The organism is Nonomuraea montanisoli, assembly GCF_013363975.1.
In the GTDB taxonomy this organism is placed as follows: Bacteria; Actinomycetota; Actinomycetes; order Streptosporangiales; family Streptosporangiaceae; genus Nonomuraea; species Nonomuraea montanisoli.
This window is the reverse complement of sequence record NZ_JABWGN010000001.1, coordinates 743,018-763,907: the sequence shown is the minus strand read 5'-3', so window position 1 is coordinate 763,907 and position 20,890 is coordinate 743,018. Positions and strand designations below refer to the sequence as shown.

Genomic DNA, 20,890 nt, shown 5'->3' with positions numbered 1-20,890 from the left:
ACAGATTCTCAAGGAGAGAACCAGTGGGCAAGGCCAAGTTCGAGCGGAACAAGCCGCACATGAACATCGGCACCATTGGGCATATCGACCACGGTAAGACCACGCTGACCGCGGCGATCACCAAGGTGCTCCACGACCGTTACCCCGAGCTGAACCAGGCCACGCCGTTCGACAAGATCGACAAGGCGCCCGAGGAGAAGGCCCGCGGCATTACGATCTCCATCGCGCACGTCGAGTACCAGACCGAGAAGCGCCACTACGCCCACGTGGACTGCCCCGGTCACGCCGACTACGTGAAGAACATGATCACCGGTGCCGCTCAGATGGACGGCGCGATCCTCGTGGTCGCCGCCACCGACGGCCCGATGCCGCAGACGAAGGAGCACGTCCTCCTGGCCCGCCAGGTCGGCGTCCCCTACATCGTCGTGGCCCTCAACAAGTCGGACATGGTGGACGACGAGGAGATCCTGGAGCTCGTCGAGCTCGAGGTCCGCGAGCTCCTGTCCGCTCAGGAGTTCCCCGGCGACGACCTGCCGGTCGTCCGCGTCTCCGCGCTCAAGGCTCTTGAGGGCGACGAGAAGTGGGCCGACAGCATCATCGAGCTGATGAACGCCGTCGACGAGAACGTGCCCGAGCCCCCGCGTGAGACGGAGAAGCCGTTCCTCATGCCGGTCGAGGACGTCTTCTCGATCACCGGTCGCGGCACGGTCGTCACCGGCCGTATCGAGCGCGGCATCGTCAAGGTCAACGAGCAGGTCGACATCATCGGCATCAAGCCGGAGAAGACGACCACCACCGTCACCAGCATCGAGATGTTCAACAAGATGCTCGACGAGGGTCACGCGGGCGACAACGCCGCCCTGCTGCTCCGTGGCATCAAGCGCGACGACGTCGAGCGCGGCCAGTGCATCATCAAGCCGGGCACGACGACCCCGCACACCGAGTTCGAGGGCCAGGTCTACATCCTGTCCAAGGACGAGGGCGGCCGCCACACGCCGTTCTTCAACAACTACCGCCCGCAGTTCTACTTCCGTACGACTGACGTGACCGGTGTCGTGCACCTCCCCGAGGGCACCGAGATGGTCATGCCGGGCGACAACACCGAGATGCGCGTTGAGCTGATCCAGCCCATCGCCATGGAGGAAGGCCTCAAGTTCGCGATCCGTGAGGGTGGCCGCACCGTCGGCGCCGGTCGGGTCACGAAGATCATCAAGTAGTTCGATCGCGGGGTGGCGGTCGGCCCCCACGTCGGGGCCGACCGCCGCACCACGAACAGGGCAGGAGCCATAAGGCTCCGGTCCGCCCCCCACGCAAGCCGTGATCTCGCAGTTCCTTCGGCAGTGACCGAAGTAACTGCCGGATCACGGAAGAATCGGCAGATCATCTGCGTCTGTCACGTGGGGCTTCGCGGGTTCACGCCCGCAGCAATCAGCGGCCGCCGGCCGCACGATACTTTTTCAGACGACAGCGAAGGACACCGAGGCCACTATGGCGGGACAGAAGATCCGCATTCGGCTCAAGGCCTATGACCACGAGGTCATCGACGTTTCGGCCAAGAAGATCGTCGAGACGGTGACGCGGACTGGCGCGAAGGTCGCGGGCCCGGTGCCGCTGCCGACCGAGAAGAACGTGTACTGCGTCATCCGCTCGCCGCACAAGTACAAGGACAGCCGCGAGCACTTCGAGATGCGCACGCACAAGCGGCTGATTGACATCATCGACCCGACGCCCAAGACCGTCGACTCGCTCATGCGGCTCGACCTCCCCGCGGGCGTCGACATTTCGATCAAGCTCTGAGGGATCACACTGACATGGCTAAGACGATCAAGGGCGTCCTGGGCAAGAAGCTCGGCATGACCCAGGTCTTCGACGCGGACAACCGGCTCGTACCGGTCACCGTGGTCGAGGCCGGTCCGTGTGTGGTGACCCGCGTCCGCACCGTGGAGAAGGACGGCTACGCCGCCGTCCAGCTCGGCTTCGGGCAGGTCGACCCCCGGAAGGTCAACAAGCCGCTCGGCGACTACCTGCGCAAGCACGACATCACCCCGCGCCGTTACTTCGCGGAGATCCGCACCGACGACGCGAGCGACTACACCCTGGGCCAGGAGCTGCTGGCCGACACCTTCGAGGCCGGCCAGTTCGTCGACGTGACGGGCAAGAGCAAGGGCAAGGGCTTCGCCGGTGTCATGAAGCGGCACGGCTTCGGTGGTCTGGGCGCGTCGCACGGTACGCAGCGCAAGCACCGCTCGCCGGGTTCCATCGGTGGCTGCGCCACCCCGGGCCGCGTGTTCAAGGGCCTGCGCATGGCTGGTCGGATGGGTAACGTCCGCACCACTGTGCAGAGCCTCAAGGTTCACGCCGTCGACGCCGAGAAGGGTCTCATCCTCATCAAGGGTGCGATTCCCGGCGCCAACGGCAGCCTGGTCCTCGTCCGCACCGCTGCCAAGAAGGGGGCTGCCAAGTGACCAGCATTGACGTCCTCGACGCCAGCGGGACCAAGACGGGCACCGTCGACCTGCCTGAGGACATTTTCGGCACGAAGGTCAACATTCCTCTGATCCACCAGGTGGTCGTGGCTCAGCTCGCCGCTCGCCGGCAGGGCACCCACAAGGCCAAGACCCGCGGTGAGGTCAGCGGCGGCGGCAAGAAGCCGTACCGCCAGAAGGGCACCGGCCGCGCCCGTCAGGGCTCGACCCGCGCTCCGCAGTTCGCCGGCGGTGGCGTCGTCCACGGCCCGGTGCCGCGCGACTACTCGCAGCGCACGCCCAAGAAGATGAAGGCCGCCGCCCTGCGCGGCGCCCTGTCGGACCGGGCCGGCGGCGGTCGCGTGCACGTGGTGAGCGGTCTGGTCGAGGGCGAGACGCCCAAGACCAAGGCGGCCCTGCAGGCCCTGCGCAAGATCACTCAGGCCCGTACCGTGCTCGTCGTGGTCGACGAGGCCGACGAGCGCACGTGGCTGAGCCTGCGCAACGCTCCGGAGGTCCACCTGCTGGACGCCGGGCAGCTCAACACCTACGACGTGCTCTGCCACGACGACGTGGTCTTCACCCGTGAGGCCTACGACCAGGTCGTGGCGCGGCTGTCGGCTCAGGCGGCAGCTCAGAGTGAGAAGGAAGACGCCTGATGGAGAAGATCGCCGACCCGCGCGACATCATCATCAAGCCGGTCGTCTCCGAGAAGAGCTACGGCCTGATCGATGAGAACAACAAGTACACGTTCCTGGTGAAGAAGACCGCGAACAAGACCCAGGTCAAGATCGCCGTCGAGCAGATCTTCGGGGTCAAGGTCACCAGCGTGAACACGATCAACCGGCAGGGCAAGCGCAAGCGCACCCGCACCGGTTACGGCAAGCGTCCCGACACCAAGCGCGCGATCGTGTGCCTGGTCGAGGGCGATCGGATCGACATCTTCGGTCAGATCGGCTAGCAGCCACAGAAAGAGAGCGGGCCGAAAGGCCCGTGAGGGATCGAGACCGTCGCACTTCGGTGCGGCGGGCTCACCCATGTAACCGACGAAGGATGAACGAAAAAGATGGGCATCCGTAAGTACAAGCCGACGACTCCGGGTCGCCGCGGCTCGAGTGTCTCGGACTTCTCCGAGATCACGCGCAGCACGCCCGAGAAGTCGCTGCTTGCGCCCCTTCACAACAAGGGCGGCCGCAACGTACACGGCCGGGTCACCGCGCGCCACCAGGGCGGCGGTCACAAGCGCGCCTACCGGATCATCGACTTCCGTAGGCATGACAAGGACGGCATTCCGGCGAAGGTCGCTCACATCGAGTACGACCCCAACCGCACCGCCAACATCGCTCTGCTGCACTACGCCGACGGCGAGAAGCGCTACATCATCGCGCCGACCGGCCTCAAGCAGGGCGACCGCATCGAGAACGGCCCCGCTGCCGACATCAAGCCGGGCAACTGCCTGCCGCTGCGCAACATCCCGACCGGTACCTTCATCCACGCGGTGGAGCTCCGTCCGGGCGGCGGCGCCAAGCTCGGTCGCTCCGCGGGCGCCCAGATCCAGCTGCTCGCGAAGGAAGGCCAGTACGCCACGCTGCGTATGCCGTCCGGTGAGATGCGCATGGTCGACGTGCGCTGCCGGGCGACGGTCGGTCAGGTCGGCAACGCCGAGCAGGCCAACATCAACTGGGGCAAGGCCGGCCGTATGAGGTGGAAGGGCAAGCGCCCGACCGTCCGCGGTGTCGCGATGAACCCCGTCGACCACCCGCACGGTGGTGGTGAGGGCAAGACCTCCGGTGGTCGCCACCCGGTGAACCCCAAGGGTAAGCCCGAGGGCCGCACCCGCCAGGCCAACAAGTCCAGCGACCGGCTGATCATCCGTCGTCGGAGCAAGAGGAAGAAGCGGTAGGAGCAGCCGAAATGCCACGTAGCCTTAAGAAGGGTCCCTTCGTGGACGACCACCTGCAGAAGAAGGTGGACGCCCAGAACGAGAAGGGCACCAAGAACGTCATCAAGACGTGGTCGCGGCGCTCCATGATCGTGCCCGACATGCTCGGTCACACGATCGCCGTTCACGACGGCCGCAAGCACGTGCCGGTGTTCGTCACCGAGTCGATGATCGGCCACAAGCTGGGAGAGTTCGCCCCGACGCGGACCTTCCGCAGCCACGTCAAGGAAGACCGCCGCAGCCGGCGATAGCAGCCTTCAGAAGTCAGAGGAGTAAGCGATGGAAGCCAGGGCTCAGGCGCGGTTCGTCCGCGTCACGCCCCAGAAGGCCCGCCGTGTGGTGGACCTTATTCGCGGGCTGCCCGCTTCGGAGGCGCAGGCCGTGCTGCAGTTCGCTCCCCAGACGGCGAGCGAGCCGATTTACAAGGTGCTCAGCAGCGCGATGGCGAACGCTGAGCACAACTTCGACCTCGACCCGCAGACGCTCGTCGTCAGCCGGGCGTGGGTCGACGAGGGCCCGACGCTGAAGCGGTTCCGTCCGCGTGCACAGGGTCGCGCCTATCGGATCAACAAGCGGACGAGCCACATCACTGTGATCGTGGAGTCCCGCGAGCCGAAGGGAAGGACCCGATAGTGGGCCAGAAGGTTAACCCGCACGGGTTCCGCCTCGGCATCACGACCGACTTCAAGAGCCGGTGGTACGCCGACAAGCTGTACAAGTCGTACGTCGCCGAGGACGTGGCGATCCGTCGCATGCTGCAGAAGGGCATGGAGCGGGCCGGCATCTCCAAGGTGGAGATCGAGCGCACGACCGACCGCGTTCAGGTCGACATCCACACCGCGCGTCCGGGCATCGTCATCGGCCGCCGCGGCGCGGAGGCCGACCGCATCCGCGGCGACCTGGAGAAGCTGACCAAGAAGCAGGTCCAGCTCAACATCCTCGAGGTGAAGAACCCCGAGATCGACGCCCAGCTCGTCGCGCAGGGTGTCGCCGAGCAGCTCTCCAGCCGTGTCTCGTTCCGGCGGGCCATGCGCAAGGCGATGCAGTCGGCCATGAAGAGCGGCGCCAAGGGCATCCGAGTGCAGTGCTCGGGTCGTCTGGGCGGCGCTGAGATGTCGAGGTCGGAGTTCTACCGCGAGGGTCGTGTGCCGCTGCACACGCTGCGCGCTGACATCGACTTCGGGTTCTACGAGGCCCGTACCACCTTCGGCCGGATCGGCGTGAAGGTGTGGATCTACAAGGGCGAGGCTCCGACGAGCCGCGCCGAGCGTGAGGCGGCCGCTGCCGGTGCCCGCGCCGGCCAGCGTCGCGAGCGTGACGACCGTCGGGGTGGCGGCGACCGTCCCCGCCGCGGTGGCGCCGGTGGCGCCCGCCGTGGTGGCGGCCGCGGTGACCGCGCCCCCAGGACCGAGGCGGCCGCGCAGGCCGCCCCCGAGACCGGCCCGGCTGCGCAGCCGGGTGCTGAAGGGAGCTGACCATGCTGATCCCGCGCAGGGTCAAGCACCGCAAGCAGCACCGGCCTGACCGCAGCGGAGCCGCCAAGGGCGGCACCAGGGTCGTGTTCGGCGAGTTCGGCATCCAGGCGCTTGAGCACTCCTACGTGACCAACCGCCAGATCGAGTCGGCTCGTATCGCCATGACCCGCCACATCCGTCGTGGCGGCAAGGTGTGGATCAACATCTACCCCGACCGTCCGCTCACCAAGAAGCCGGCCGAGACCCGCATGGGTTCCGGTAAGGGCTCCCCTGAGTGGTGGATCGCCAACGTCAAGCCCGGACGCGTGATGTTCGAGCTGTCCGGCGTGGCGGAGCCGATCGCGCGCGAGGCGCTTCAGCGCGCGATCCACAAGCTCCCGATGAAGTGCAAGATCGTTAAGCGTGAAGTGGGTGAGGCGTGATGGCTAAGGGCCTGACCGCCGGCGAGCTGCGGGTGGAGGACCAGGACACCCTGGTCCAGAAGCTCAAGGAAGCCAAGGAGGAGCTGTTCAACCTCCGCTTCCAGGCGGCGACCGGTCAGTTGGAGAGCCACGGGCGGCTGCGCGCCGTCCGCCGCGAGATCGCCCGTATCTACACCGTGATGCGCGAGCGTGAGCTCGGCATCGTCACGGTCGAGAAGGAGACGAGCGATGGCTGAGACCGAGACCACCGAGACCACCACCGAGGATGGTCGTAACTTCCGCAAGGTCCGCGAGGGCCTGGTCGTCAGCGACAAGATGGACAAGACCGTCGTCGTCGCCGTCGAGGACCGCGTGAAGCACCGTCTGTACGGCAAGGTCATCCGCCGTACGACCAAGTACAAGGCGCACGACGAGTCCAACGCCTGCGGCGTGGGCGACCGTGTGCTTCTGATGGAGACTCGTCCGCTCTCCGCCACCAAGCGGTGGCGGGTCGTCGAGATCCTCGAGAAGGCCAAGTAAGACTTCTCGGATATACCGCGCCTCGTGGGGGGTGGAGACACCCCCCATGACGGTGTCCAAGGACGTGGGACCTTCCCGCGTCGCCTGCGGTGCGGCTCTACGGAGTTGTGGCCGGAGGACCAAGAAACCGACGGTTCCGCCAGGCTCAGCGATGAGAACCGGCGCGACTAACAGGAGTAATCGTGATCCAGCAGGAGTCGCGGCTCAAGGTCGCCGACAACACGGGTGCCAAGGAGATTCTCTGCATCCGTGTTCTCGGTGGTTCGGGCCGACGCTACGCCGGTATCGGCGACGTCATCGTTGCCACTGTCAAGGACGCGCTGCCGGGCAGCACGGGCGTCAAGAAGGGCGACGTGGTCAAGGCCGTCATCGTCCGCACGGTCAAGGAGCGCCGCCGGCCCGACGGCTCCTACATCCGCTTCGACGAGAACGCCGCCGTCATCATCAAGGACAGCGGTGACCCTCGCGGCACTCGTATCTTCGGCCCGGTCGGCCGCGAGCTGCGCGACAAGAAGTTCATGCGCATCATCTCGCTCGCCCCGGAGGTGCTGTAATGCCCAAGCAGCTGCATGTGAAGAAGGGTGACCTCGTCCAGGTCATCGCCGGCAAGGACAAGGGCGCCAAGGGTCACGTCATCGCCACCCTCCCGGACCGGGACCGCGTGGTGGTCGAGGGCGTCAACATGCTCAAGAAGCACTCCAAGGAGACCCACCAGGGTCCGCGCGGCGCCAAGACGGGCGGCGTGCAGACCATGGAGGGCCCCATCCACGTGAGCAACGTGAAGAAGCTCAAGGACGACAAGCCCGCCGACAAGAAGGCCGCCGACAAGAAGGCCGACGAGACGGGTGAGGACAGCTGATGACTGCCACCACCACCGAGACCGAGCGCCCGACGCCGCGCCTCAAGACGAAGTACCGCGAGGAGATCGCGGCTCAGCTTCGCGAGCAGTTCGGCATCGAGAACGTCATGCAGATCCCCGGCCTGGTGAAGATCAAGGTCAACATGGGTGTCGGCGAGGCGGCTCGCGACTCGAAGCTCATCGAGGGCGCCGTTCGCGACCTCACCGTGATCACCGGCCAGAAGCCGGCCGTCGTCCGGGCCCGCAAGTCCATCGCCCAGTTCAAGCTGCGCGAGGGCATGCCGATCGGCGCGCACGTCACGCTCCGCGGCGACCGCATGTGGGAGTTCCTCGACAGGCTGCTGTCGCTGGCGCTGCCCCGCATCCGTGACTTCCGTGGCCTGTCGCCGAAGCAGTTCGACGGCAACGGCAACTACACGTTCGGTCTGACCGAGCAGGTCATGTTCCACGAGGTCGACCAGGACAAGGTCGACCGGCCGCGAGGCATGGACATCACCGTCGTGACCACGGCGAAGAACGACGACCAGGGCCGGGCGCTGCTGAAGCTCCTCGGCTTCCCCTTCAAGGAGGCCTGATCATGGCGAAGAAGTCGCTGATCGCCAAGGCTAAGCGCAAGCCGAAGTTCGAGGTCCGGGCCTACACCCGTTGCTCGCGCTGCGGTCGTCCCCGCGCCGTCTACAGGAAGTTCGGCCTGTGCCGCGTGTGCTTCCGTGAGATGGCACACCGGGGCGAGCTTCCTGGCATCACCAAGTCCAGCTGGTAGTTACCCTGTGGGGGCGGCGTGACGTCGCCCCCACGGGCTGCCGGCCGCACATAGAGAAACACTGACAAATCCGGAAGCTCTCGCCGAGAGCCTCCATGACCACGCCGAAGGTCCACCGGCAGAGCGGTGCGCACGCACTCGATGCTTGGCCGACTGGAAACCGCGGCGAGGAAGGCCACTGGCCATGACGATGACCGACCCCATCGCAGACATGCTGACGCGTCTGCGGAATGCGAACTCGGCGTACCACGAGAGTGTGTCGATGCCGTATTCGAAGATCAAGGCGCACATCGCCGAGATCCTCCAGCAGGAGGGCTACATCCAGTCTTGGTCCGTCGAGGACGCCAAGGTGGGCAAGAACCTCGTGGTGGAGCTCAAGTTCGGGCCGACCCGTGAGCGGTCGCTCGCGGGCCTGCGCCGGGTCTCCAAGCCCGGTCTGCGGGTGTACGCGAAGAAGGACAACCTGCCTCGGGTCCTGGGCGGGCTCGGCGTCGCGATCATCTCGACGTCCGCCGGCCTCATGACCGACAAGCAGGCCGGCAAGCGTGGTGTGGGCGGGGAAGTCCTCGCCTACGTCTGGTAGAAGGGAGGAATCACAGCATGTCGCGAATCGGACGGCTGCCCATCCCTGTGCCCAGTGGCGTAGACATCACGATCACCGGCCAGGATGTCCAGGTCAAGGGCCCGAAGGGCACGCTCACTCACTCGGTCGCCGAGCCCATCTCCGTGGCTCGGGACGACGACGGCGCCATCGCCGTCACCCGCCCCAGCGACGAGAACAAGGTCCGTGCGCTGCACGGCCTGTCTCGCACCCTGATCGCCAACATGGTGCAGGGCGTCACGCAGGGCTACTCCAAGACCCTGGAGATCGTCGGCGTCGGTTACCGCGTCCAGGCCAAGGGCCCGACGCAGCTGGAGTTCGCGCTGGGCTTCAGTCACCCGGTCATCGTCGACGCCCCCGAGGGTGTCACCTTCCGCGTCGAGAAGCCGACCCTGTTCCACGTGGACGGCATCGACAAGCAGAAGGTCGGCGAGGTCGCCGCGAACATCCGCAAGCTGCGCAAGCCCGACCCGTACAAGGGCAAGGGCGTGCGCTACCAGGGCGAACAGATCCGCCGCAAGGTCGGAAAGGCTGGTAAGTAGGCATGGCTCCGAAGGTTGCGTTCAGCAAGCACACGGCTGCCCGCACCGTCTCGCGGGCCCGCCGTCACCGCCGCGTCCGCAAGTTCGTCGTCGGTACGGCCGAGCGTCCGCGCCTGGTCGTCAACCGCTCGACCCGTCACCTCTTCGTGCAGATCGTGGACGACTCCGTCGGCCACACGCTGGTGAGCGCGTCCACCATGGACGCCTCCCTGCGCGCGCTCGAGGCGGACAAGACCGAGAAGGCGAAGAAGGTCGGCGAGCTCCTCGCTCAGCGGGCCAAGGAAGCCGGGATCACCGCCGTCGTCTTCGACCGCGGTGGCAACCGCTACGCCGGGCGCATCGCGGCCCTGGCGGACAGCGCCCGCGAAGGCGGGCTCGAGTTCTAATGGCTACTGAGATGAGGAACCACTGATGGCTGCAGCTCCGCGTCGCGGTGGCGGCACCGGTGGCGAGCGGCGGGACCGTCGTGACGATCGCCGCGGTGGCGCCGCCGACAAGGGCGTCTCGTACATCGAGCGCGTAGTGAAGATCAACCGAGTGGCCAAGGTCGTGAAGGGTGGTCGTCGCTTCAGCTTCACCGCCCTCGTCGTCGTTGGTGACGGCAACGGCCTGGTCGGCGTCGGTTACGGCAAGGCCAAGGAAGTGCCCGCGGCCATCGCCAAGGGCGTCGAAGAGGCGAAGAAGCACTTCTTCAAGGTGCCTCGCATCCAGGGCACGATCCCGCACACCGTGCAGGGCGAGGAGGCGGCCGGCGTCGTCTTCCTGCGTCCCGCCTCGGCCGGTACCGGCGTCATCGCCGGCGGCCCGGTGCGCGCGGTCCTGGAGTGCGCGGGCATCCACGACGTGCTCTCCAAGTCGCTCGGCTCCGACAACCCGATCAACATCGTGCACGCCACCGTGGCGGCTCTGAAGGGCCTCTCCCGGCCCGAGGAGATCGCCGCCCGCCGTGGCCTGCCGATCGAGGACGTCGCTCCGGCCCAGATGCTCAAGGCTCAGCGCGAGGGCATCGCCGAGGCCGCCGCTGCGGCGAAGGCGGTGAGCTAGTCATGGCACGCCTGAAGATCACTCAGGTTCGCTCGAAGATCGGTGGCAAGCAGAACCAGCGTGACTCGCTGCGTTCGCTTGGCCTGAAGCGAATCGGCGACGTCGTCGTCAAGGAGGACCGGCCCGAGATCCGTGGCATGGTCTCCGTGGTGACGCACCTCGTCGAGGTGGAAGAGGTCGACTAGTCATGACTGACAAGGCTCCGCTGAAGATTCACGACCTGCGTCCCGCCCCCGGCGCCAACAAGTCCAAGGTCCGCAAGGGCCGTGGCGAGGGCTCCAAGGGCAAGACGGCTGGTCGCGGCACCAAGGGCTCGCGGGCCCGTACCGGCGTGCCCCTCGGTTTCGAGGGTGGCCAGGTGCCGCTGCAGCGTCGTCTGCCGAAGCTCAAGGGCTTCTCCAACGCGCTGTTCAAGACGACCTACCAGGTCGTCAACCTGGACAGGATCGGCGAGCTGTTCCCCGAGGGTGGCGATGTCACCGTCGAGACGCTGGTCGCCAAGGGTGCTGTCCGCAAGAACCAGCTCGTCAAGGTGCTCGGCACCGGCGAGATCTCCGTCGCGGTGAACGTGCAGGCTCACGCCTTCTCGTCCGCCGCCAAGGAGAAGATCGCCGCGGCCGGTGGCTCCGTTACCGAGCTGTAAATACGCTATGACGAGGCGTGGGGGCTCTGACAATGGGCTCCCACGCCCGTAGTGCGTTAGAGTTCGCGAGACGGCAGGCTTCTGCCCGCCTCGTTTGACTTGAGACTTCAGATGGCAGATCCCCGCACCATCGCATACTCACATCGCCGAATAGGCGCGCAGGAGGGACCGTGCTGACCGCGTTTACCCGGGCGTTCCGGACGCCGGACCTGCGCAAGAAGTTGCTCTTCACTCTGGGCATCATCGCGCTGTTCCGTCTTGGCTCGGTTCTTCCGACTCCGGGCGTTCATGTCGAGAATCTCGCGAACTGCTTCCAGCAGGCGCGTAACGGTGCATCCGGCAACATCTACGGGATGGTGCAGCTGTTCAGCGGCGGCGCGCTCCTGAAGCTGTCGGTGTTCGCGCTCGGCATCATGCCGTATATCACGGCGAGCATCATCCTGCAGCTGCTCGTCGTCGTGATCCCTCGTCTTGAGGCACTCAAGAAGGAGGGGCAGGCCGGCCAGACCAAGATCACGCAGTACACGCGTTATCTGACGATCGGTCTCGGTGTCCTGCAGTCCACGGCCTTCATCGCGCTCGCGCGCTCCGGTCAGCTGTTCCCGAACTGCCAGCAGGAAGTGCTGATCAACCCGAACGACATCTTCGGCATCATCACGATGGTCGTCATCATGACGGCCGGCACTTCCGTGATCATGTGGCTGGGCGAGCTCGTCACCGACCGCGGCGTCGGCAACGGCATGTCCATCCTGATCTTCACCTCCGTCGTGTCGGTGTTCCCGTCCGAGCTGGCCAGCATCTTCCAGGCCAACAAGTTCACCTTCACGGTCGTCATGGTCGTCGGCATCTTCATGATCGCCGCGGTCGTCTTCGTCGAGCAGGCGCAGCGGCGCATCCCGGTGCAGTACGCCAAGCGGATGGTCGGCCGGCGCATGTACGGCGGCACCTCGACCTACATCCCGCTGAAGGTCAACCAGGCCGGCATCATCCCGGTCATCTTCGCCTCGTCGCTGCTCTACCTCCCGCAGCTGATCACCTCGCTGTTCGCCAACACCGAGAACCCGAACGCGGTCGTCCAGTGGATCGCGCAGAACCTCGCCGGCGGCAACACGCCCACCTACATGATCACGTTCTTCGTGCTGATCGTGTTCTTCACGTACTTCTATGTGTCCATCACTTTCAACCCCCCTGAAGTGGCTGACAACATGAAGAAGTACGGTGGGTTCATTCCGGGCATCCGCCCGGGCCGGCCGACGGCTGAATACCTGAACTTCGTGCTCACCCGTCTGACCGCGCCTGGCGCGCTCTATCTGGGTCTGATCGCCATGGTCCCGATCGTCGCGCTGGCGGTGGCCGGTGCGAGCCAGAACTTCCCGTTCGGAGGGACGAGCATTCTGATCATGGTTGGTGTCGGCCTGGACACGGTCAAGCAGATCGAGAGCCAGCTGCAGCAGCGTAACTACGAAGGTTTCCTGCGGTAGTGCGTCTCGTTCTGGTGGGGCCCCCCGGAGCGGGAAAGGGGACACAGGCCCAGTACATCGCATCCAACCTGTCCATCCCGAAGATCTCGACAGGTGACATCTTCCGTGCCAACGTCTCGGGCGGCACGGAGCTCGGCAAGCTGGCCAAGACGTACATGGACCGCGGCGACCTGGTGCCCGACGAGGTCACCATCGCGATGGTCCGTGACCGTCTCTCCGAGGACGACGCCCAGGACGGGTTCCTGCTCGACGGCTTCCCCCGCAACGTCCCGCAGGCCGAGATCCTGCGCGACATGCTCAAGGACTGGGGGCAGGCGCTCGACCTGGTGCTGGAACTGGTGGTCGACGACGACGAGGTGGTCCGTCGCCTCGCCGGTCGCCGTACCTGCAGCCAGTGCGGCCGTATCTGGCACGTGGAGTTCGACGACAAGAAGGACGACCGGTGCGACGTCTGCGGCGGCGCGCTGTTCCAGCGTGACGACGACAAGGAAGAGACCATCAGGCACCGCCTGGAGGTCTACCAGGTGCAGACCGCGCCGCTGGTCGCCTACTACGCCGACGAGGGCATCCTGGTCGGGGTGGACGCGACCGGCCCGGTCGAGGAGGTCACCGAGCGTGCCATGGAGGCGATCCGCCCTTTCACGGGATAGCTCTGCTGACGGACTGACGAGGTGGCACGAGTTTTCTCGTGCCACCTCGCAGCTATTGTGGGGGAATTGGGCTCCCGCGTCCGCTCGTTCCCAACCTAGGGGTGCCGAAAAGTGTTCAAGAAGAACAGACATGGAATTCAGATCAAGTCGGCCGAGCAGCTCGAGAAGATGCGCTCGGCCGGTCTCGTGGTCGGACGCACGCTGGATCTGCTGAGGCGTTCGGTCGAGCCGGGCATGACGCCGCTCGACCTCGACGTCATCGCCGAGAAGGCGATCAGGGAAGAGGGCGCGATCCCCTCGTTCAAGGGCTACCAGGGCTTCCCGGCGACCATCTGCGCGTCCGTCAACGACGAGGTCGTGCACGGCATCCCGACCAAGGCCCGCAAGCTGCGCGAGGGCGACATCATCTCCATCGACTGCGGCGCCATCCTCGACGGCTGGCACGGCGACTCGGCGGTGACGGTGCCCGTCGGCGAGGTGGCGCCCGAGCTCACGGAGCTGATGCGGATCACCGAGGAGGCCATGTGGCGCGGCATCGCCGCGCTCACGCCGGGCCGCCATCTGTCCGACATCGGCTACGAGATCGAGCGGTACGTCAAGGCGCAAGGCCGCTTCGGCATCCCGCCGGAGTACGGCGGCCACGGCATCGGCACCGAGATGCACATGGACCCGTGGATCGCCAACCACGGCCGGCCCGGCAAGGGCCCGGTCCTGGAGGAGGGCATGTGCCTGGCCATCGAGCCGATGGTCAACCTGGGCACCGCGCGGACCCGCGTGCTGGCCGACGACTGGACCGTCGTCACGATCGACGGCAAGTCCTCCGCACACTTCGAACACAGCGTCGCCGTGACACATAATGGTCCTTGGGTGCTTACCGCCCTGGACGGGGGCGAATCGCGCCTGGCGCAGCCGCATAACTGACCTGGAGTGGTGGTATGGCACAGAGCCCCGAGATGCGTGCCTCCGATTCGGATCGCGACCGGGTGGCCGCCGTGCTCCGGGAGCACACCGCGCAAGGCCGGATCAGCATGGACGAGTTCAACGAGCGGCTGGAGCAGCTCTACCAGAGCAAGACGTACGGCGAGCTGGAGCGGCTGACCTCGGACCTGCCCGATGTGGACCTGCGCCACCGGCAGCTCGCCAAGAAGAGCGAGAAGGAAGCCGCGAAGAAGGCCAAGGCGCACGCCGGCATGCGCGCCGCCTGGGGCGCCTGGGCCATGGCCAGCTCGATCAACTGGGTGATCTGGCTGATCGTCAGCGTGACGGCCGACCACTGGATCTACCCGTGGCCGCTGTGGGTCATGGGGCCGTGGGGTGTCGTGCTGCTGGTGAGCACGATCTTAGGCCCGGGCGGGTCCTCGCAGAAGCGGTGAAGTGTGCACTAGTGCACTCTGCGTATTCCTCCACAGATCGGACAGCCGAATCTTCCTAACGTGAGTCGCGTCGAGAAGCACCGACTCATCGGAGGAAGAGATGCGCAAGCTCATCGCGACGGCCGCCCTCGCCGGCTCCCTCGCCGCCGGCCTCGCCCTGACCGCCCCCGCCGCCCAGGCCGCCACCGCGACCACCGCGACCACGGCGACGACCGCGACCGCGACCGCTCAGAGTGTCCACAAGTGGGGCAAGTTCTACTCCCAGAGCCACAAGGCCTACACCTTCGGCTACACCTGGAAGTCGCACGGCCGGGTCTACACCAAGTGGTACGGCAAGGAGTCGACCCCGAGGTCCGGTTACATCTGGTTCCGCTACGAGTTCAAGGGCGGCGGCGGTGGCAAGTTCTTCCGCCCCTGGGACGGCTCGCACAGCGAGACCTGGTCGAAGAAGGGGCTCAAGAGCGTGTACACGTACACCTGCTGGGGCGGCAAGTTCAACGACTGCGGCAAGGTGTACCGCATCTACTGATGCCGGCCGCTGACGCCCGCCCCTCAGCTCGCGCTCGTCCCGGCCGGGGACGCGTCTCTCCCCGCGGCCCGGCCCCGACCCCCGAAGAAGGCCCGCCGACCTCCCGTCGGCGGGCCTTCTCCGCGTGTGAGCCGCACGCCGGCCGGGGCCGGTGCCCCGCGCCGATCGTGGTCGGTGCCGCGCGCCGATCGTGGCCAGTGCCCCGCGCCGGCCGGGGCCAGTGCCGCGGGCCGGCCGGCGCCGGCTGTGTGCCGGACGGCTCGTCAGCCGCCGGTACGGGACGCCGCAGCGGCGAGGGCCTGGAACTCGGGCCAGGCCACCTGGGGGCGGGGCAGCCCGCGGCGGTCGAGATAGGCGCGGGTGGCCCGGCGCGCCCGGCGCAGCGTGCCGACCATGTCCAGCGGGCCACCGGACCCCGTGGGCGCGACGACCCTGGTGGGGACGAACAGCCAGCCGTCGCCGTCGCGGCGCAGCTCCCCGCGTACGAGTGCGTTGTGCATCGCGGCGAGCCGTTCGTCATGCCGGTGGACGAGGAGGCTGGCCGGGCCCGCGACCGGCGGCCGGTCGTCCGGAGCCCGCACGGCGTAGCCGCCCTGCGCCGGCGTGACGCGGGTGCGGGCGAGCAGCGGCGCGCCCGTCTCGTCCCGGGCGCCCAGGACAGCCGTGGGGTACGCGGACAGCAGCGCCGCGCCCAGCAGAGCGCTCGGCCCCGACGCCGCCGGGGTGGGGGAGAGCCGGGCGAGGGGTGGCCTGGACAGCACCTCGGCCGGGGTCACGACGATGAGCAGACGCATGTAGTACCAGTCCATGAGCCGGCGGGCCAGGCCGGTCACGTACTTCCGGCTGTCGGGCTGCCGCTCGAAGAGCATGCTCCAGTACGCCTCGTCCCCCGCCGGGCTGGTGACGATCTCCTCCGGGCAGACCGCGGTGCCGGTGACGAGCAACTGGGGCGGGTCGCTCAGGCCGCTGCCGGTGGGATCGGATAACAGCATCGCCACCCGGCCGTCGCGGCGTACGTTCAGCGCCTTCTGGGCGAAGGCCAGCGACGTCGTCACCAGCAGCGTGCCGTCGGCGCGGCGGTGGAACGCGGTCGGCCAGGTCAGGGGCGTGCCGTCGCGGCCGAGGGTGGTGAACTCGCAGGTACGGTAGGCGTCCATGGTGGGGTGGAGCGTGGGGTCGAGAATCCGCATGGCAGTGAACCTAGGGCCTGCCCGACCGTCCGGAGGACCGCTGTCCGAGGGCTTCCGGGGAAGGACGCGATGCGGTGACGGTGGCGCGGACGGGGTCACGACGCGCCCGCCGTGGGGTAAACTGATCCGTGGTTGTGTCAGGACACCTGGCACGCGTTTCGCGTTTTTGGCTCAGGTGTCGTACACTCCTTAGTCGGCTCACTATGACTACCACGCGTCGGCGTCCTTTGCCGGACGCCGCTCTCTTCGAAGCGTGAAGGTCGCGGCTGCTAGTGAACCGGAGCCTCAGACGATCGATCAGTGAAACGCGAGGGATTTTGGCCAAGAAAGACGGCGCCATCGAGATCGAGGGCACTGTGGTCGAGTCGCTCCCGAACGCCATGTTCCGGGTGCAGCTCGACAACGGCCATAAGGTCCTGGCCCACATCAGCGGACGGATGCGGATGCACTACATCCGGATCCTGCCTGACGACCGGGTGGTCGTGGAACTGAGCCCCTACGACCTCAGTCGTGGGCGGATCGTCTACCGATACAAGTGAAGACGTCTGAGGAACACGAAGGACAATGAAGGTAAAGCCGAGCGTCAAGAAGATCTGCGACAAGTGCAAGGTGATCCGCCGGCACGGTCGCGTCATGGTGATCTGCGACAACCTGCGCCACAAGCAGCGCCAGGGCTAGTCGCCGCAAGGCTTCTCCGAGTCCGCCCCGATTCCAGGGAGCGGGCTCGACGCATGAGGAGCCTGAAGTCAGTGGTAACGCTTCACACCTGAGCAGGCGGCGTGCCGCGCGAGGCCCGGCCTCGTACCGGCACGGATGGCCGTACCACTCAGGAGACCCCCGGTCGGAGGCCGGGGCCCTCACCCCGGGCATGGGGAGGGGAGATGAGGCGTAAGACCTCCGCCACAAAGAAGGAGAATGCCCGACCATGGCCCGCCTGGTTGGCGTCGACCTCCCCCGCGAGAAGCGGCTGGAGATCGCTCTCACCTACATCTACGGAATCGGCCGCACCCGCGCCCAGGAGATCCTCCAGGCGACCGGTGTCAGCGGCGACATGCGTGTGCACCAGCTCACCGACAACGAGCTCGTCCCGATGCGTGACTACATCGAGGCGAACTTCAAGATCGAGGGTGACCTGCGCCGCGAGGTCCAGGCCGACATCCGTCGCAAGATCGAAATTGGCTGTTACCAGGGCATCCGGCACCGCAAGGGCCTGCCCGTCCACGGCCAGCGCACGCAGACCAACGCGCGCACCCGCAAGGGCAAGAAGAAGACCGTGGCCGGCAAGAAGAAGCCCGGTAAGAAGTAGTCCGCACTGAAGCGGCCGGCGCCTGGGCCCCACAGCCGTGACCGGCGGGGGCCGGGCCGGCACGACCGCTCTCAGCAGCCGCGAGACCGAACACCTCAGGAGTGAAGGCGAAGGATGCCTCCTAAGAGCCGTCAGGGTGCGCCGAAGAAGGTGCGCCGCAAGGAGAAGAAGAACGTCGCTCATGGGCACGCCCACATCAAGAGCACGTTCAACAACACGATCGTTTCGATCACCGACCCCAACGGGAACGTGATCTCCTGGGCCAGCGCCGGCCACGTGGGTTTCAAGGGCTCCCGTAAGTCCACCCCGTTCGCCGCCCAGATGGCCGCCGAGAACGCCGCCCGCCGCGCCATGGAGCACGGCATGCGGAAGGTCGACGTCTTCGTCAAGGGTCCGGGCTCCGGCCGCGAGACCGCGATCCGTTCCCTCCAGGCCACCGGCCTCGAGGTCGGGTCGATCCAGGACGTCACCCCGGTCCCGCACAACGGCTGCCGTCCGCCGAAGCGCCGCCGCGTCTGATCCCAGGAGATATTGAGAAATGGCTCGTTACACGGGCGCGGACTGCAAGCTCTGCCGTCGCGAGAAGACGAAGCTCTTCCTGAAGGGCAGCAAGTGCGAGTCCGCCAAGTGCCCCATCGAGATCCGTCCCTACCCGCCGGGTGAGCACGGTCGCGGACGTCCGAAGGAGTCCGAGTACCAGCTTCAGCTTCGCGAGAAGCAGAAGACCCGTCGTATCTACGGCGTCCTCGAGAAGCAGTTCCACAACTACTACGAGGAAGCCACCCGCAAGACCGGCAAGACGGGTGAGGTGCTGCTCCAGATCCTGGAGACCCGCCTCGACAACGTCGTCTACCGCGCCGGTTTCGCCCAGTCGCGCGACGCCGCCCGCCAGCAGGTCCGTCACGGCCACTTCCTGGTGAACGGCAAGAAGGTCGACATCCCGTCGTACCGCGTGCGCGAGCACGACATCATCGAGGTCCGCGAGAACAAGCGCAGCCTCATGCCGTACGAGGTGGCCCGCGCCACCGCCGGCGAGCGCACCGTCCCGGCCTGGCTGGGCGTCGTGCCGGAGAAGCTCCGCGTCCTGGTTCACCAGCTGCCGGTCCGCCAGCAGATCGACACCCAGGTCCAGGAGCAGCTGATCGTCGAGTACTACTCCAAGTAGTCCTCGCCCGCTGAATGGCGTACGGCCCGCCGTACGCCATTTAGGCTGTATATCGGAGTGGCGTCATATAGCGGTCGCCACACGACCAGGGGAGAACCCCATGCTGATCGCTCAGCGTCCGACTCTTCTCGAAGAGTCGATCGACGACACCCGGTCCCGGTTCATCATCGAGCCGCTGGAGCCGGGCTTCGGCTACACCATCGGCAACTCGCTCCGCCGCACGCTGCTGTCGTCCATTCCGGGCGCGGCCGTGACGAGCATCCGGATCGAGGGCGTGCTGCACGAGTTCTCGACCGTTCCCGGGGTCAAGGAAGACGTCACCGACATCATCCTCAACCTCAAGGAACTGGTCGTCTCCTCGGAGCACGACGAGCCGGTCGTGATGTACCTGCGCAAGCAGGGCCCCGGCGAGGTCACCGCCGCCGACATCGCGCCGCCGGCCGGTGTCGAGGTGCACAACCCGGAGCTGCGCATCGCCACGCTGAACGGCAAGGCGAAGCTGGAGATGGAGCTGACCGTCGAGCGCGGTCGCGGCTACGTCTCCGCCGCGCAGAACAAGCAGCCCGGCCAGGAGATCGGTCGCATCCCGATCGACTCCATCTACTCGCCGGTGCTCAAGGTCACCTACAAGGTCGAGGCCACCCGAGTCGAGCAGCGCACCGACTTCGACCGCCTCATCCTGGACGTCGAGACCAAGCCGGCCATGAAGCCCCGCGACGCGGTGGCCTCCGCCGGTAAGACCCTCGTCGAGCTGTTCGGCCTGGCCCGCGAGCTCAACGTCGAGGCCGAGGGCATCGACATCGGCCCGTCGCCGACCGACGCCGCCCTGGCGGCCGACCTGGCGCTGCCGATCGAGGAGCTCAACCTGACCGTCCGGTCCTACAACTGCCTCAAGCGCGAGGGCATCCACACCGTGGGTGAGCTCGTCGCCCGCAGCGAGCAGGACCTGCTGGACATCAGGAACTTCGGCGCCAAGTCGATCGAAGAGGTCAAGCAGAAGCTGCACGAGATGTCGCTGGCGCTCAAGGACTCCCCGCCCGGGTTCGACCCGAGCGCGGTGGCCGGCGCCGGTTACGACGACGACGACAGCGCGTACGTCGAGACCGAGCAGTACTGAGCCTCGCGAGGTCTCTCGCACCCCTCCCGCGCCGGGCGGCTCGTCCGCCCGCGCGGGTGTGACAGGAACGGACGGCACCCGACGGGTGCCTCCGGCCCGACTCCGGTACCTGGTACGGCCGGAGCGGGTTAACTCACAAGGAGAACGCAATGCCCAAGCCCACCAAGGGCGCACGTCTTGGCGGCAGCCCTGCCCACGAGCGGCTGATCCTGGCCAACCTGGCCACGGACCTGTTCCGCCACGGCAAGATCCGCACCACGGTTGCCAAGGCCAAGCGCCTCCGCCCGGTGGCGGAGCGCCTGATCACCAAGGCGAAGAAGGGCGACATCCACAACCGTCGCCAGGTCCTCGAGGTCGTCAAGGACAAGGGCGTCGTCCACCACCTGTTCACGGAGCTCGCGACGACGTTCGCCGAGCGTCCGGGCGGCTACACCCGCATCACCAAGGTGGGGCCGCGCAAGGGTGACAACGCTCCGATGGCGGTCATCGAGCTGGTGACCGAGCCGCTGAACCCGGTTCGCGTCTCCCGCTCCGAGGCCCCCGCCGCCGCTGCCCCGGCCGCCGCTCCGGCGAAGGCCGAGGACGAGGCTCCGGCGGAGGAGACCGAGGCTCCCGCCGAGGCTCAGGCCGCCGACGAGGCGCCCGCCGCCGAGGCCGCCGACGCCGACGCTTCGGCCGAGGCGAAGAAGGACGAGGCCTGATCCTTCAGGCCGCAGATGTCGCGGGCCCGGCTCCCTCACGGGGTGCCGGGCCCGGTTCGCGTTTCCGTGGTTCTGTGGTGATTTCTGCCGTGCTGGTGCGCGG

35 protein-coding genes are annotated in these 20,890 nt (G+C 66.9%); 34 read left to right on the top strand and 1 reads right to left on the bottom strand.

Going from position 1 to position 20,890, the window contains the following annotated elements:
- Positions 1–23: 23 nt before the first annotated feature.
- From tuf to HTZ77_RS03365, 27 genes are all read left to right on the top strand, one after another.
- Positions 24–1,217, top strand: a complete 1,194-nt coding sequence (gene tuf, locus HTZ77_RS03495) for an elongation factor Tu (protein ID WP_175587904.1) — start codon at positions 24–26, stop codon at positions 1,215–1,217.
- Between the two features lie 271 nt (positions 1,218–1,488).
- Positions 1,489–1,797: a 30S ribosomal protein S10 gene (gene rpsJ, locus HTZ77_RS03490; RefSeq protein WP_030912931.1), complete on the top strand. Its 309-nt coding sequence runs from the start codon at positions 1,489–1,491 to the stop codon at positions 1,795–1,797.
- Between the two features lie 14 nt (positions 1,798–1,811).
- The gene (gene rplC, locus HTZ77_RS03485) at positions 1,812–2,465 is read left to right on the top strand and encodes a 50S ribosomal protein L3 (RefSeq protein ID WP_175587903.1); all 654 of its coding nucleotides are present in this window, start codon (positions 1,812–1,814) and stop codon (positions 2,463–2,465) included.
- A complete protein-coding gene (gene rplD / locus HTZ77_RS03480) occupies positions 2,462–3,124 on the top strand; it encodes a 50S ribosomal protein L4 (RefSeq protein WP_175587902.1) in 663 nt (220 codons plus the stop codon). The genes rplC and rplD overlap by 4 nt, the downstream gene beginning before the upstream one ends.
- Positions 3,124–3,426, top strand: a complete 303-nt coding sequence (rplW, locus tag HTZ77_RS03475; RefSeq protein ID WP_205301967.1) for a 50S ribosomal protein L23 — start codon at positions 3,124–3,126, stop codon at positions 3,424–3,426. Before rplD ends, rplW begins: the two co-directional genes overlap by 1 nt.
- A 105-nt stretch (positions 3,427–3,531) precedes the next feature.
- The gene (rplB, locus tag HTZ77_RS03470; RefSeq protein ID WP_175587901.1) at positions 3,532–4,368 is read left to right on the top strand and encodes a 50S ribosomal protein L2; all 837 of its coding nucleotides are present in this window, start codon (positions 3,532–3,534) and stop codon (positions 4,366–4,368) included.
- Positions 4,369–4,379: 11 nt separating this feature from the next.
- Complete coding sequence (rpsS, locus tag HTZ77_RS03465; protein ID WP_030451498.1) at positions 4,380–4,658, top strand: 30S ribosomal protein S19; 279 nt, start codon at positions 4,380–4,382, stop codon at positions 4,656–4,658.
- Positions 4,659–4,686: 28 nt separating this feature from the next.
- Positions 4,687–5,040 (top strand): 50S ribosomal protein L22, encoded by a 354-nt coding sequence (gene rplV / locus HTZ77_RS03460; protein ID WP_175587900.1) that lies wholly within the window; start codon positions 4,687–4,689, stop codon positions 5,038–5,040.
- On the top strand, positions 5,040–5,882 hold the full coding sequence (rpsC, locus tag HTZ77_RS03455; protein ID WP_175587899.1) for a 30S ribosomal protein S3: 843 nt from the start codon (positions 5,040–5,042) through the stop codon (positions 5,880–5,882). Before rplV ends, rpsC begins: the two co-directional genes overlap by 1 nt.
- Positions 5,883–5,884: 2 nt before the next feature.
- Positions 5,885–6,304, top strand: a complete 420-nt coding sequence (gene rplP / locus HTZ77_RS03450) for a 50S ribosomal protein L16 (protein ID WP_101783547.1) — start codon at positions 5,885–5,887, stop codon at positions 6,302–6,304.
- On the top strand, positions 6,304–6,540 hold the full coding sequence (rpmC, locus tag HTZ77_RS03445) for a 50S ribosomal protein L29 (protein WP_080047279.1): 237 nt from the start codon (positions 6,304–6,306) through the stop codon (positions 6,538–6,540). The genes rplP and rpmC overlap by 1 nt, the downstream gene beginning before the upstream one ends.
- On the top strand, positions 6,533–6,823 hold the full coding sequence (gene rpsQ / locus HTZ77_RS03440) for a 30S ribosomal protein S17 (protein ID WP_175587898.1): 291 nt from the start codon (positions 6,533–6,535) through the stop codon (positions 6,821–6,823). The genes rpmC and rpsQ overlap by 8 nt, the downstream gene beginning before the upstream one ends.
- Before the next feature lie 182 nt (positions 6,824–7,005).
- Entirely contained in the window at positions 7,006–7,377 is a 372-nt protein-coding gene (gene rplN / locus HTZ77_RS03435) for a 50S ribosomal protein L14 (protein WP_026214151.1), read from the top strand.
- Positions 7,377–7,682, top strand: a complete 306-nt coding sequence (rplX, locus tag HTZ77_RS03430) for a 50S ribosomal protein L24 (RefSeq protein WP_175587897.1) — start codon at positions 7,377–7,379, stop codon at positions 7,680–7,682. The genes rplN and rplX overlap by 1 nt, the downstream gene beginning before the upstream one ends.
- Complete coding sequence (gene rplE / locus HTZ77_RS03425) at positions 7,682–8,257, top strand: 50S ribosomal protein L5 (RefSeq protein WP_049572681.1); 576 nt, start codon at positions 7,682–7,684, stop codon at positions 8,255–8,257. The genes rplX and rplE overlap by 1 nt, the downstream gene beginning before the upstream one ends.
- Before the next feature lie 2 nt (positions 8,258–8,259).
- Positions 8,260–8,445 carry a type Z 30S ribosomal protein S14 gene (locus tag HTZ77_RS03420; RefSeq protein ID WP_175587896.1) on the top strand — a complete coding sequence of 62 codons (186 nt, stop codon included), beginning with the start codon at positions 8,260–8,262 and terminating at the stop codon, positions 8,443–8,445.
- Between the two features lie 184 nt (positions 8,446–8,629).
- Entirely contained in the window at positions 8,630–9,028 is a 399-nt protein-coding gene (rpsH, locus tag HTZ77_RS03415) for a 30S ribosomal protein S8 (RefSeq protein ID WP_173521474.1), read from the top strand.
- A gap of 17 nt (positions 9,029–9,045) precedes the next feature.
- Positions 9,046–9,588, top strand: a complete 543-nt coding sequence (rplF, locus tag HTZ77_RS03410) for a 50S ribosomal protein L6 (protein ID WP_175587895.1) — start codon at positions 9,046–9,048, stop codon at positions 9,586–9,588.
- Positions 9,589–9,590: 2 nt separating this feature from the next.
- Positions 9,591–9,974, top strand: a complete 384-nt coding sequence (gene rplR / locus HTZ77_RS03405) for a 50S ribosomal protein L18 (RefSeq protein ID WP_175587894.1) — start codon at positions 9,591–9,593, stop codon at positions 9,972–9,974.
- Between the two features lie 25 nt (positions 9,975–9,999).
- Positions 10,000–10,632 carry a 30S ribosomal protein S5 gene (gene rpsE / locus HTZ77_RS03400; protein WP_175587893.1) on the top strand — a complete coding sequence of 211 codons (633 nt, stop codon included), beginning with the start codon at positions 10,000–10,002 and terminating at the stop codon, positions 10,630–10,632.
- 2 nt (positions 10,633–10,634) lie between these two features.
- Entirely contained in the window at positions 10,635–10,817 is a 183-nt protein-coding gene (gene rpmD / locus HTZ77_RS03395; protein WP_080043226.1) for a 50S ribosomal protein L30, read from the top strand.
- A 2-nt stretch (positions 10,818–10,819) separates the two neighbouring features.
- A complete protein-coding gene (gene rplO, locus HTZ77_RS03390) occupies positions 10,820–11,275 on the top strand; it encodes a 50S ribosomal protein L15 (protein WP_175587892.1) in 456 nt (151 codons plus the stop codon).
- A 170-nt stretch (positions 11,276–11,445) separates the two neighbouring features.
- The gene (secY, locus tag HTZ77_RS03385; protein WP_175587891.1) at positions 11,446–12,756 is read left to right on the top strand and encodes a preprotein translocase subunit SecY; all 1,311 of its coding nucleotides are present in this window, start codon (positions 11,446–11,448) and stop codon (positions 12,754–12,756) included.
- Positions 12,756–13,406: an adenylate kinase gene (locus HTZ77_RS03380; RefSeq protein ID WP_175587890.1), complete on the top strand. Its 651-nt coding sequence runs from the start codon at positions 12,756–12,758 to the stop codon at positions 13,404–13,406. Before secY ends, HTZ77_RS03380 begins: the two co-directional genes overlap by 1 nt.
- Before the next feature lie 111 nt (positions 13,407–13,517).
- Entirely contained in the window at positions 13,518–14,327 is an 810-nt protein-coding gene (gene map / locus HTZ77_RS03375) for a type I methionyl aminopeptidase (RefSeq protein WP_175587889.1), read from the top strand.
- A gap of 14 nt (positions 14,328–14,341) precedes the next feature.
- Positions 14,342–14,779, top strand: coding sequence for a DUF1707 SHOCT-like domain-containing protein (locus HTZ77_RS03370; RefSeq protein WP_175587888.1), 438 nt, complete (start codon positions 14,342–14,344; stop codon positions 14,777–14,779).
- Between the two features lie 100 nt (positions 14,780–14,879).
- Entirely contained in the window at positions 14,880–15,308 is a 429-nt protein-coding gene (locus HTZ77_RS03365; protein WP_175587887.1) for a hypothetical protein, read from the top strand.
- Positions 15,309–15,571: 263 nt separating this feature from the next.
- On the opposite strand, the gene HTZ77_RS03360 is transcribed toward HTZ77_RS03365, so the two are convergent.
- Positions 15,572–16,498 carry a pyridoxamine 5'-phosphate oxidase family protein gene (locus HTZ77_RS03360; RefSeq protein WP_175587886.1) on the bottom strand — a complete coding sequence of 309 codons (927 nt, stop codon included), beginning with the start codon at positions 16,496–16,498 and terminating at the stop codon, positions 15,572–15,574.
- A gap of 317 nt (positions 16,499–16,815) precedes the next feature.
- On the opposite strand from HTZ77_RS03360, the gene infA reads away from it, so the two are divergent.
- The 7 genes from infA (at position 16,816) to rplQ (ending at position 20,787) form a co-directional block, all read left to right on the top strand.
- Complete coding sequence (infA, locus tag HTZ77_RS03355; protein ID WP_012887858.1) at positions 16,816–17,037, top strand: translation initiation factor IF-1; 222 nt, start codon at positions 16,816–16,818, stop codon at positions 17,035–17,037.
- A 25-nt stretch (positions 17,038–17,062) separates the two neighbouring features.
- Entirely contained in the window at positions 17,063–17,176 is a 114-nt protein-coding gene (rpmJ, locus tag HTZ77_RS03350) for a 50S ribosomal protein L36 (RefSeq protein WP_003956441.1), read from the top strand.
- Between the two features lie 247 nt (positions 17,177–17,423).
- Positions 17,424–17,804, top strand: coding sequence for a 30S ribosomal protein S13 (gene rpsM, locus HTZ77_RS03345; RefSeq protein ID WP_055506401.1), 381 nt, complete (start codon positions 17,424–17,426; stop codon positions 17,802–17,804).
- Between the two features lie 114 nt (positions 17,805–17,918).
- Positions 17,919–18,323 (top strand): 30S ribosomal protein S11, encoded by a 405-nt coding sequence (rpsK, locus tag HTZ77_RS03340; RefSeq protein WP_020542285.1) that lies wholly within the window; start codon positions 17,919–17,921, stop codon positions 18,321–18,323.
- Positions 18,324–18,342: 19 nt separating this feature from the next.
- Complete coding sequence (rpsD, locus tag HTZ77_RS03335) at positions 18,343–18,969, top strand: 30S ribosomal protein S4 (RefSeq protein ID WP_175587885.1); 627 nt, start codon at positions 18,343–18,345, stop codon at positions 18,967–18,969.
- Positions 18,970–19,069: 100 nt separating this feature from the next.
- Positions 19,070–20,086, top strand: a complete 1,017-nt coding sequence (locus HTZ77_RS03330) for a DNA-directed RNA polymerase subunit alpha (protein ID WP_175587884.1) — start codon at positions 19,070–19,072, stop codon at positions 20,084–20,086.
- 149 nt (positions 20,087–20,235) lie between these two features.
- The gene (gene rplQ, locus HTZ77_RS03325; protein ID WP_175587883.1) at positions 20,236–20,787 is read left to right on the top strand and encodes a 50S ribosomal protein L17; all 552 of its coding nucleotides are present in this window, start codon (positions 20,236–20,238) and stop codon (positions 20,785–20,787) included.
- Positions 20,788–20,890: the final 103 nt, after the last annotated feature.

Coding starts and splice junctions, on each gene's coding strand:
- rplO (WP_175587892.1), top strand. CDS start 10,820: ATGACTGACAAGGCTCCGCTGAAGATTCACGACCTGCGTCCCGCCCCC.
- rplB (WP_175587901.1), top strand. CDS start 3,532: ATGGGCATCCGTAAGTACAAGCCGACGACTCCGGGTCGCCGCGGCTCG.
- rpsK (WP_020542285.1), top strand. CDS start 17,919: ATGCCTCCTAAGAGCCGTCAGGGTGCGCCGAAGAAGGTGCGCCGCAAG.
- rplV (WP_175587900.1), top strand. CDS start 4,687: ATGGAAGCCAGGGCTCAGGCGCGGTTCGTCCGCGTCACGCCCCAGAAG.
- rplX (WP_175587897.1), top strand. CDS start 7,377: ATGCCCAAGCAGCTGCATGTGAAGAAGGGTGACCTCGTCCAGGTCATC.
- rpsE (WP_175587893.1), top strand. CDS start 10,000: ATGGCTGCAGCTCCGCGTCGCGGTGGCGGCACCGGTGGCGAGCGGCGG.
- rpsM (WP_055506401.1), top strand. CDS start 17,424: ATGGCCCGCCTGGTTGGCGTCGACCTCCCCCGCGAGAAGCGGCTGGAG.
- rplF (WP_175587895.1), top strand. CDS start 9,046: ATGTCGCGAATCGGACGGCTGCCCATCCCTGTGCCCAGTGGCGTAGAC.
- rpmC (WP_080047279.1), top strand. CDS start 6,304: ATGGCTAAGGGCCTGACCGCCGGCGAGCTGCGGGTGGAGGACCAGGAC.
- rpsJ (WP_030912931.1), top strand. CDS start 1,489: ATGGCGGGACAGAAGATCCGCATTCGGCTCAAGGCCTATGACCACGAG.
- rpmD (WP_080043226.1), top strand. CDS start 10,635: ATGGCACGCCTGAAGATCACTCAGGTTCGCTCGAAGATCGGTGGCAAG.
- rpsS (WP_030451498.1), top strand. CDS start 4,380: ATGCCACGTAGCCTTAAGAAGGGTCCCTTCGTGGACGACCACCTGCAG.
- HTZ77_RS03370 (WP_175587888.1), top strand. CDS start 14,342: ATGGCACAGAGCCCCGAGATGCGTGCCTCCGATTCGGATCGCGACCGG.
- HTZ77_RS03330 (WP_175587884.1), top strand. CDS start 19,070: ATGCTGATCGCTCAGCGTCCGACTCTTCTCGAAGAGTCGATCGACGAC.
- rplW (WP_205301967.1), top strand. CDS start 3,124: ATGGAGAAGATCGCCGACCCGCGCGACATCATCATCAAGCCGGTCGTC.
- rpsH (WP_173521474.1), top strand. CDS start 8,630: ATGACGATGACCGACCCCATCGCAGACATGCTGACGCGTCTGCGGAAT.
- HTZ77_RS03365 (WP_175587887.1), top strand. CDS start 14,880: ATGCGCAAGCTCATCGCGACGGCCGCCCTCGCCGGCTCCCTCGCCGCC.
- rpsD (WP_175587885.1), top strand. CDS start 18,343: ATGGCTCGTTACACGGGCGCGGACTGCAAGCTCTGCCGTCGCGAGAAG.
- HTZ77_RS03360 (WP_175587886.1), bottom strand. CDS start 16,498: ATGCGGATTCTCGACCCCACGCTCCACCCCACCATGGACGCCTACCGT.
- rplQ (WP_175587883.1), top strand. CDS start 20,236: ATGCCCAAGCCCACCAAGGGCGCACGTCTTGGCGGCAGCCCTGCCCAC.
- rplP (WP_101783547.1), top strand. CDS start 5,885: ATGCTGATCCCGCGCAGGGTCAAGCACCGCAAGCAGCACCGGCCTGAC.
- HTZ77_RS03420 (WP_175587896.1), top strand. CDS start 8,260: ATGGCGAAGAAGTCGCTGATCGCCAAGGCTAAGCGCAAGCCGAAGTTC.
- rpmJ (WP_003956441.1), top strand. CDS start 17,063: ATGAAGGTAAAGCCGAGCGTCAAGAAGATCTGCGACAAGTGCAAGGTG.
- rplR (WP_175587894.1), top strand. CDS start 9,591: ATGGCTCCGAAGGTTGCGTTCAGCAAGCACACGGCTGCCCGCACCGTC.
- rplC (WP_175587903.1), top strand. CDS start 1,812: ATGGCTAAGACGATCAAGGGCGTCCTGGGCAAGAAGCTCGGCATGACC.
- rpsQ (WP_175587898.1), top strand. CDS start 6,533: ATGGCTGAGACCGAGACCACCGAGACCACCACCGAGGATGGTCGTAAC.
- rplE (WP_049572681.1), top strand. CDS start 7,682: ATGACTGCCACCACCACCGAGACCGAGCGCCCGACGCCGCGCCTCAAG.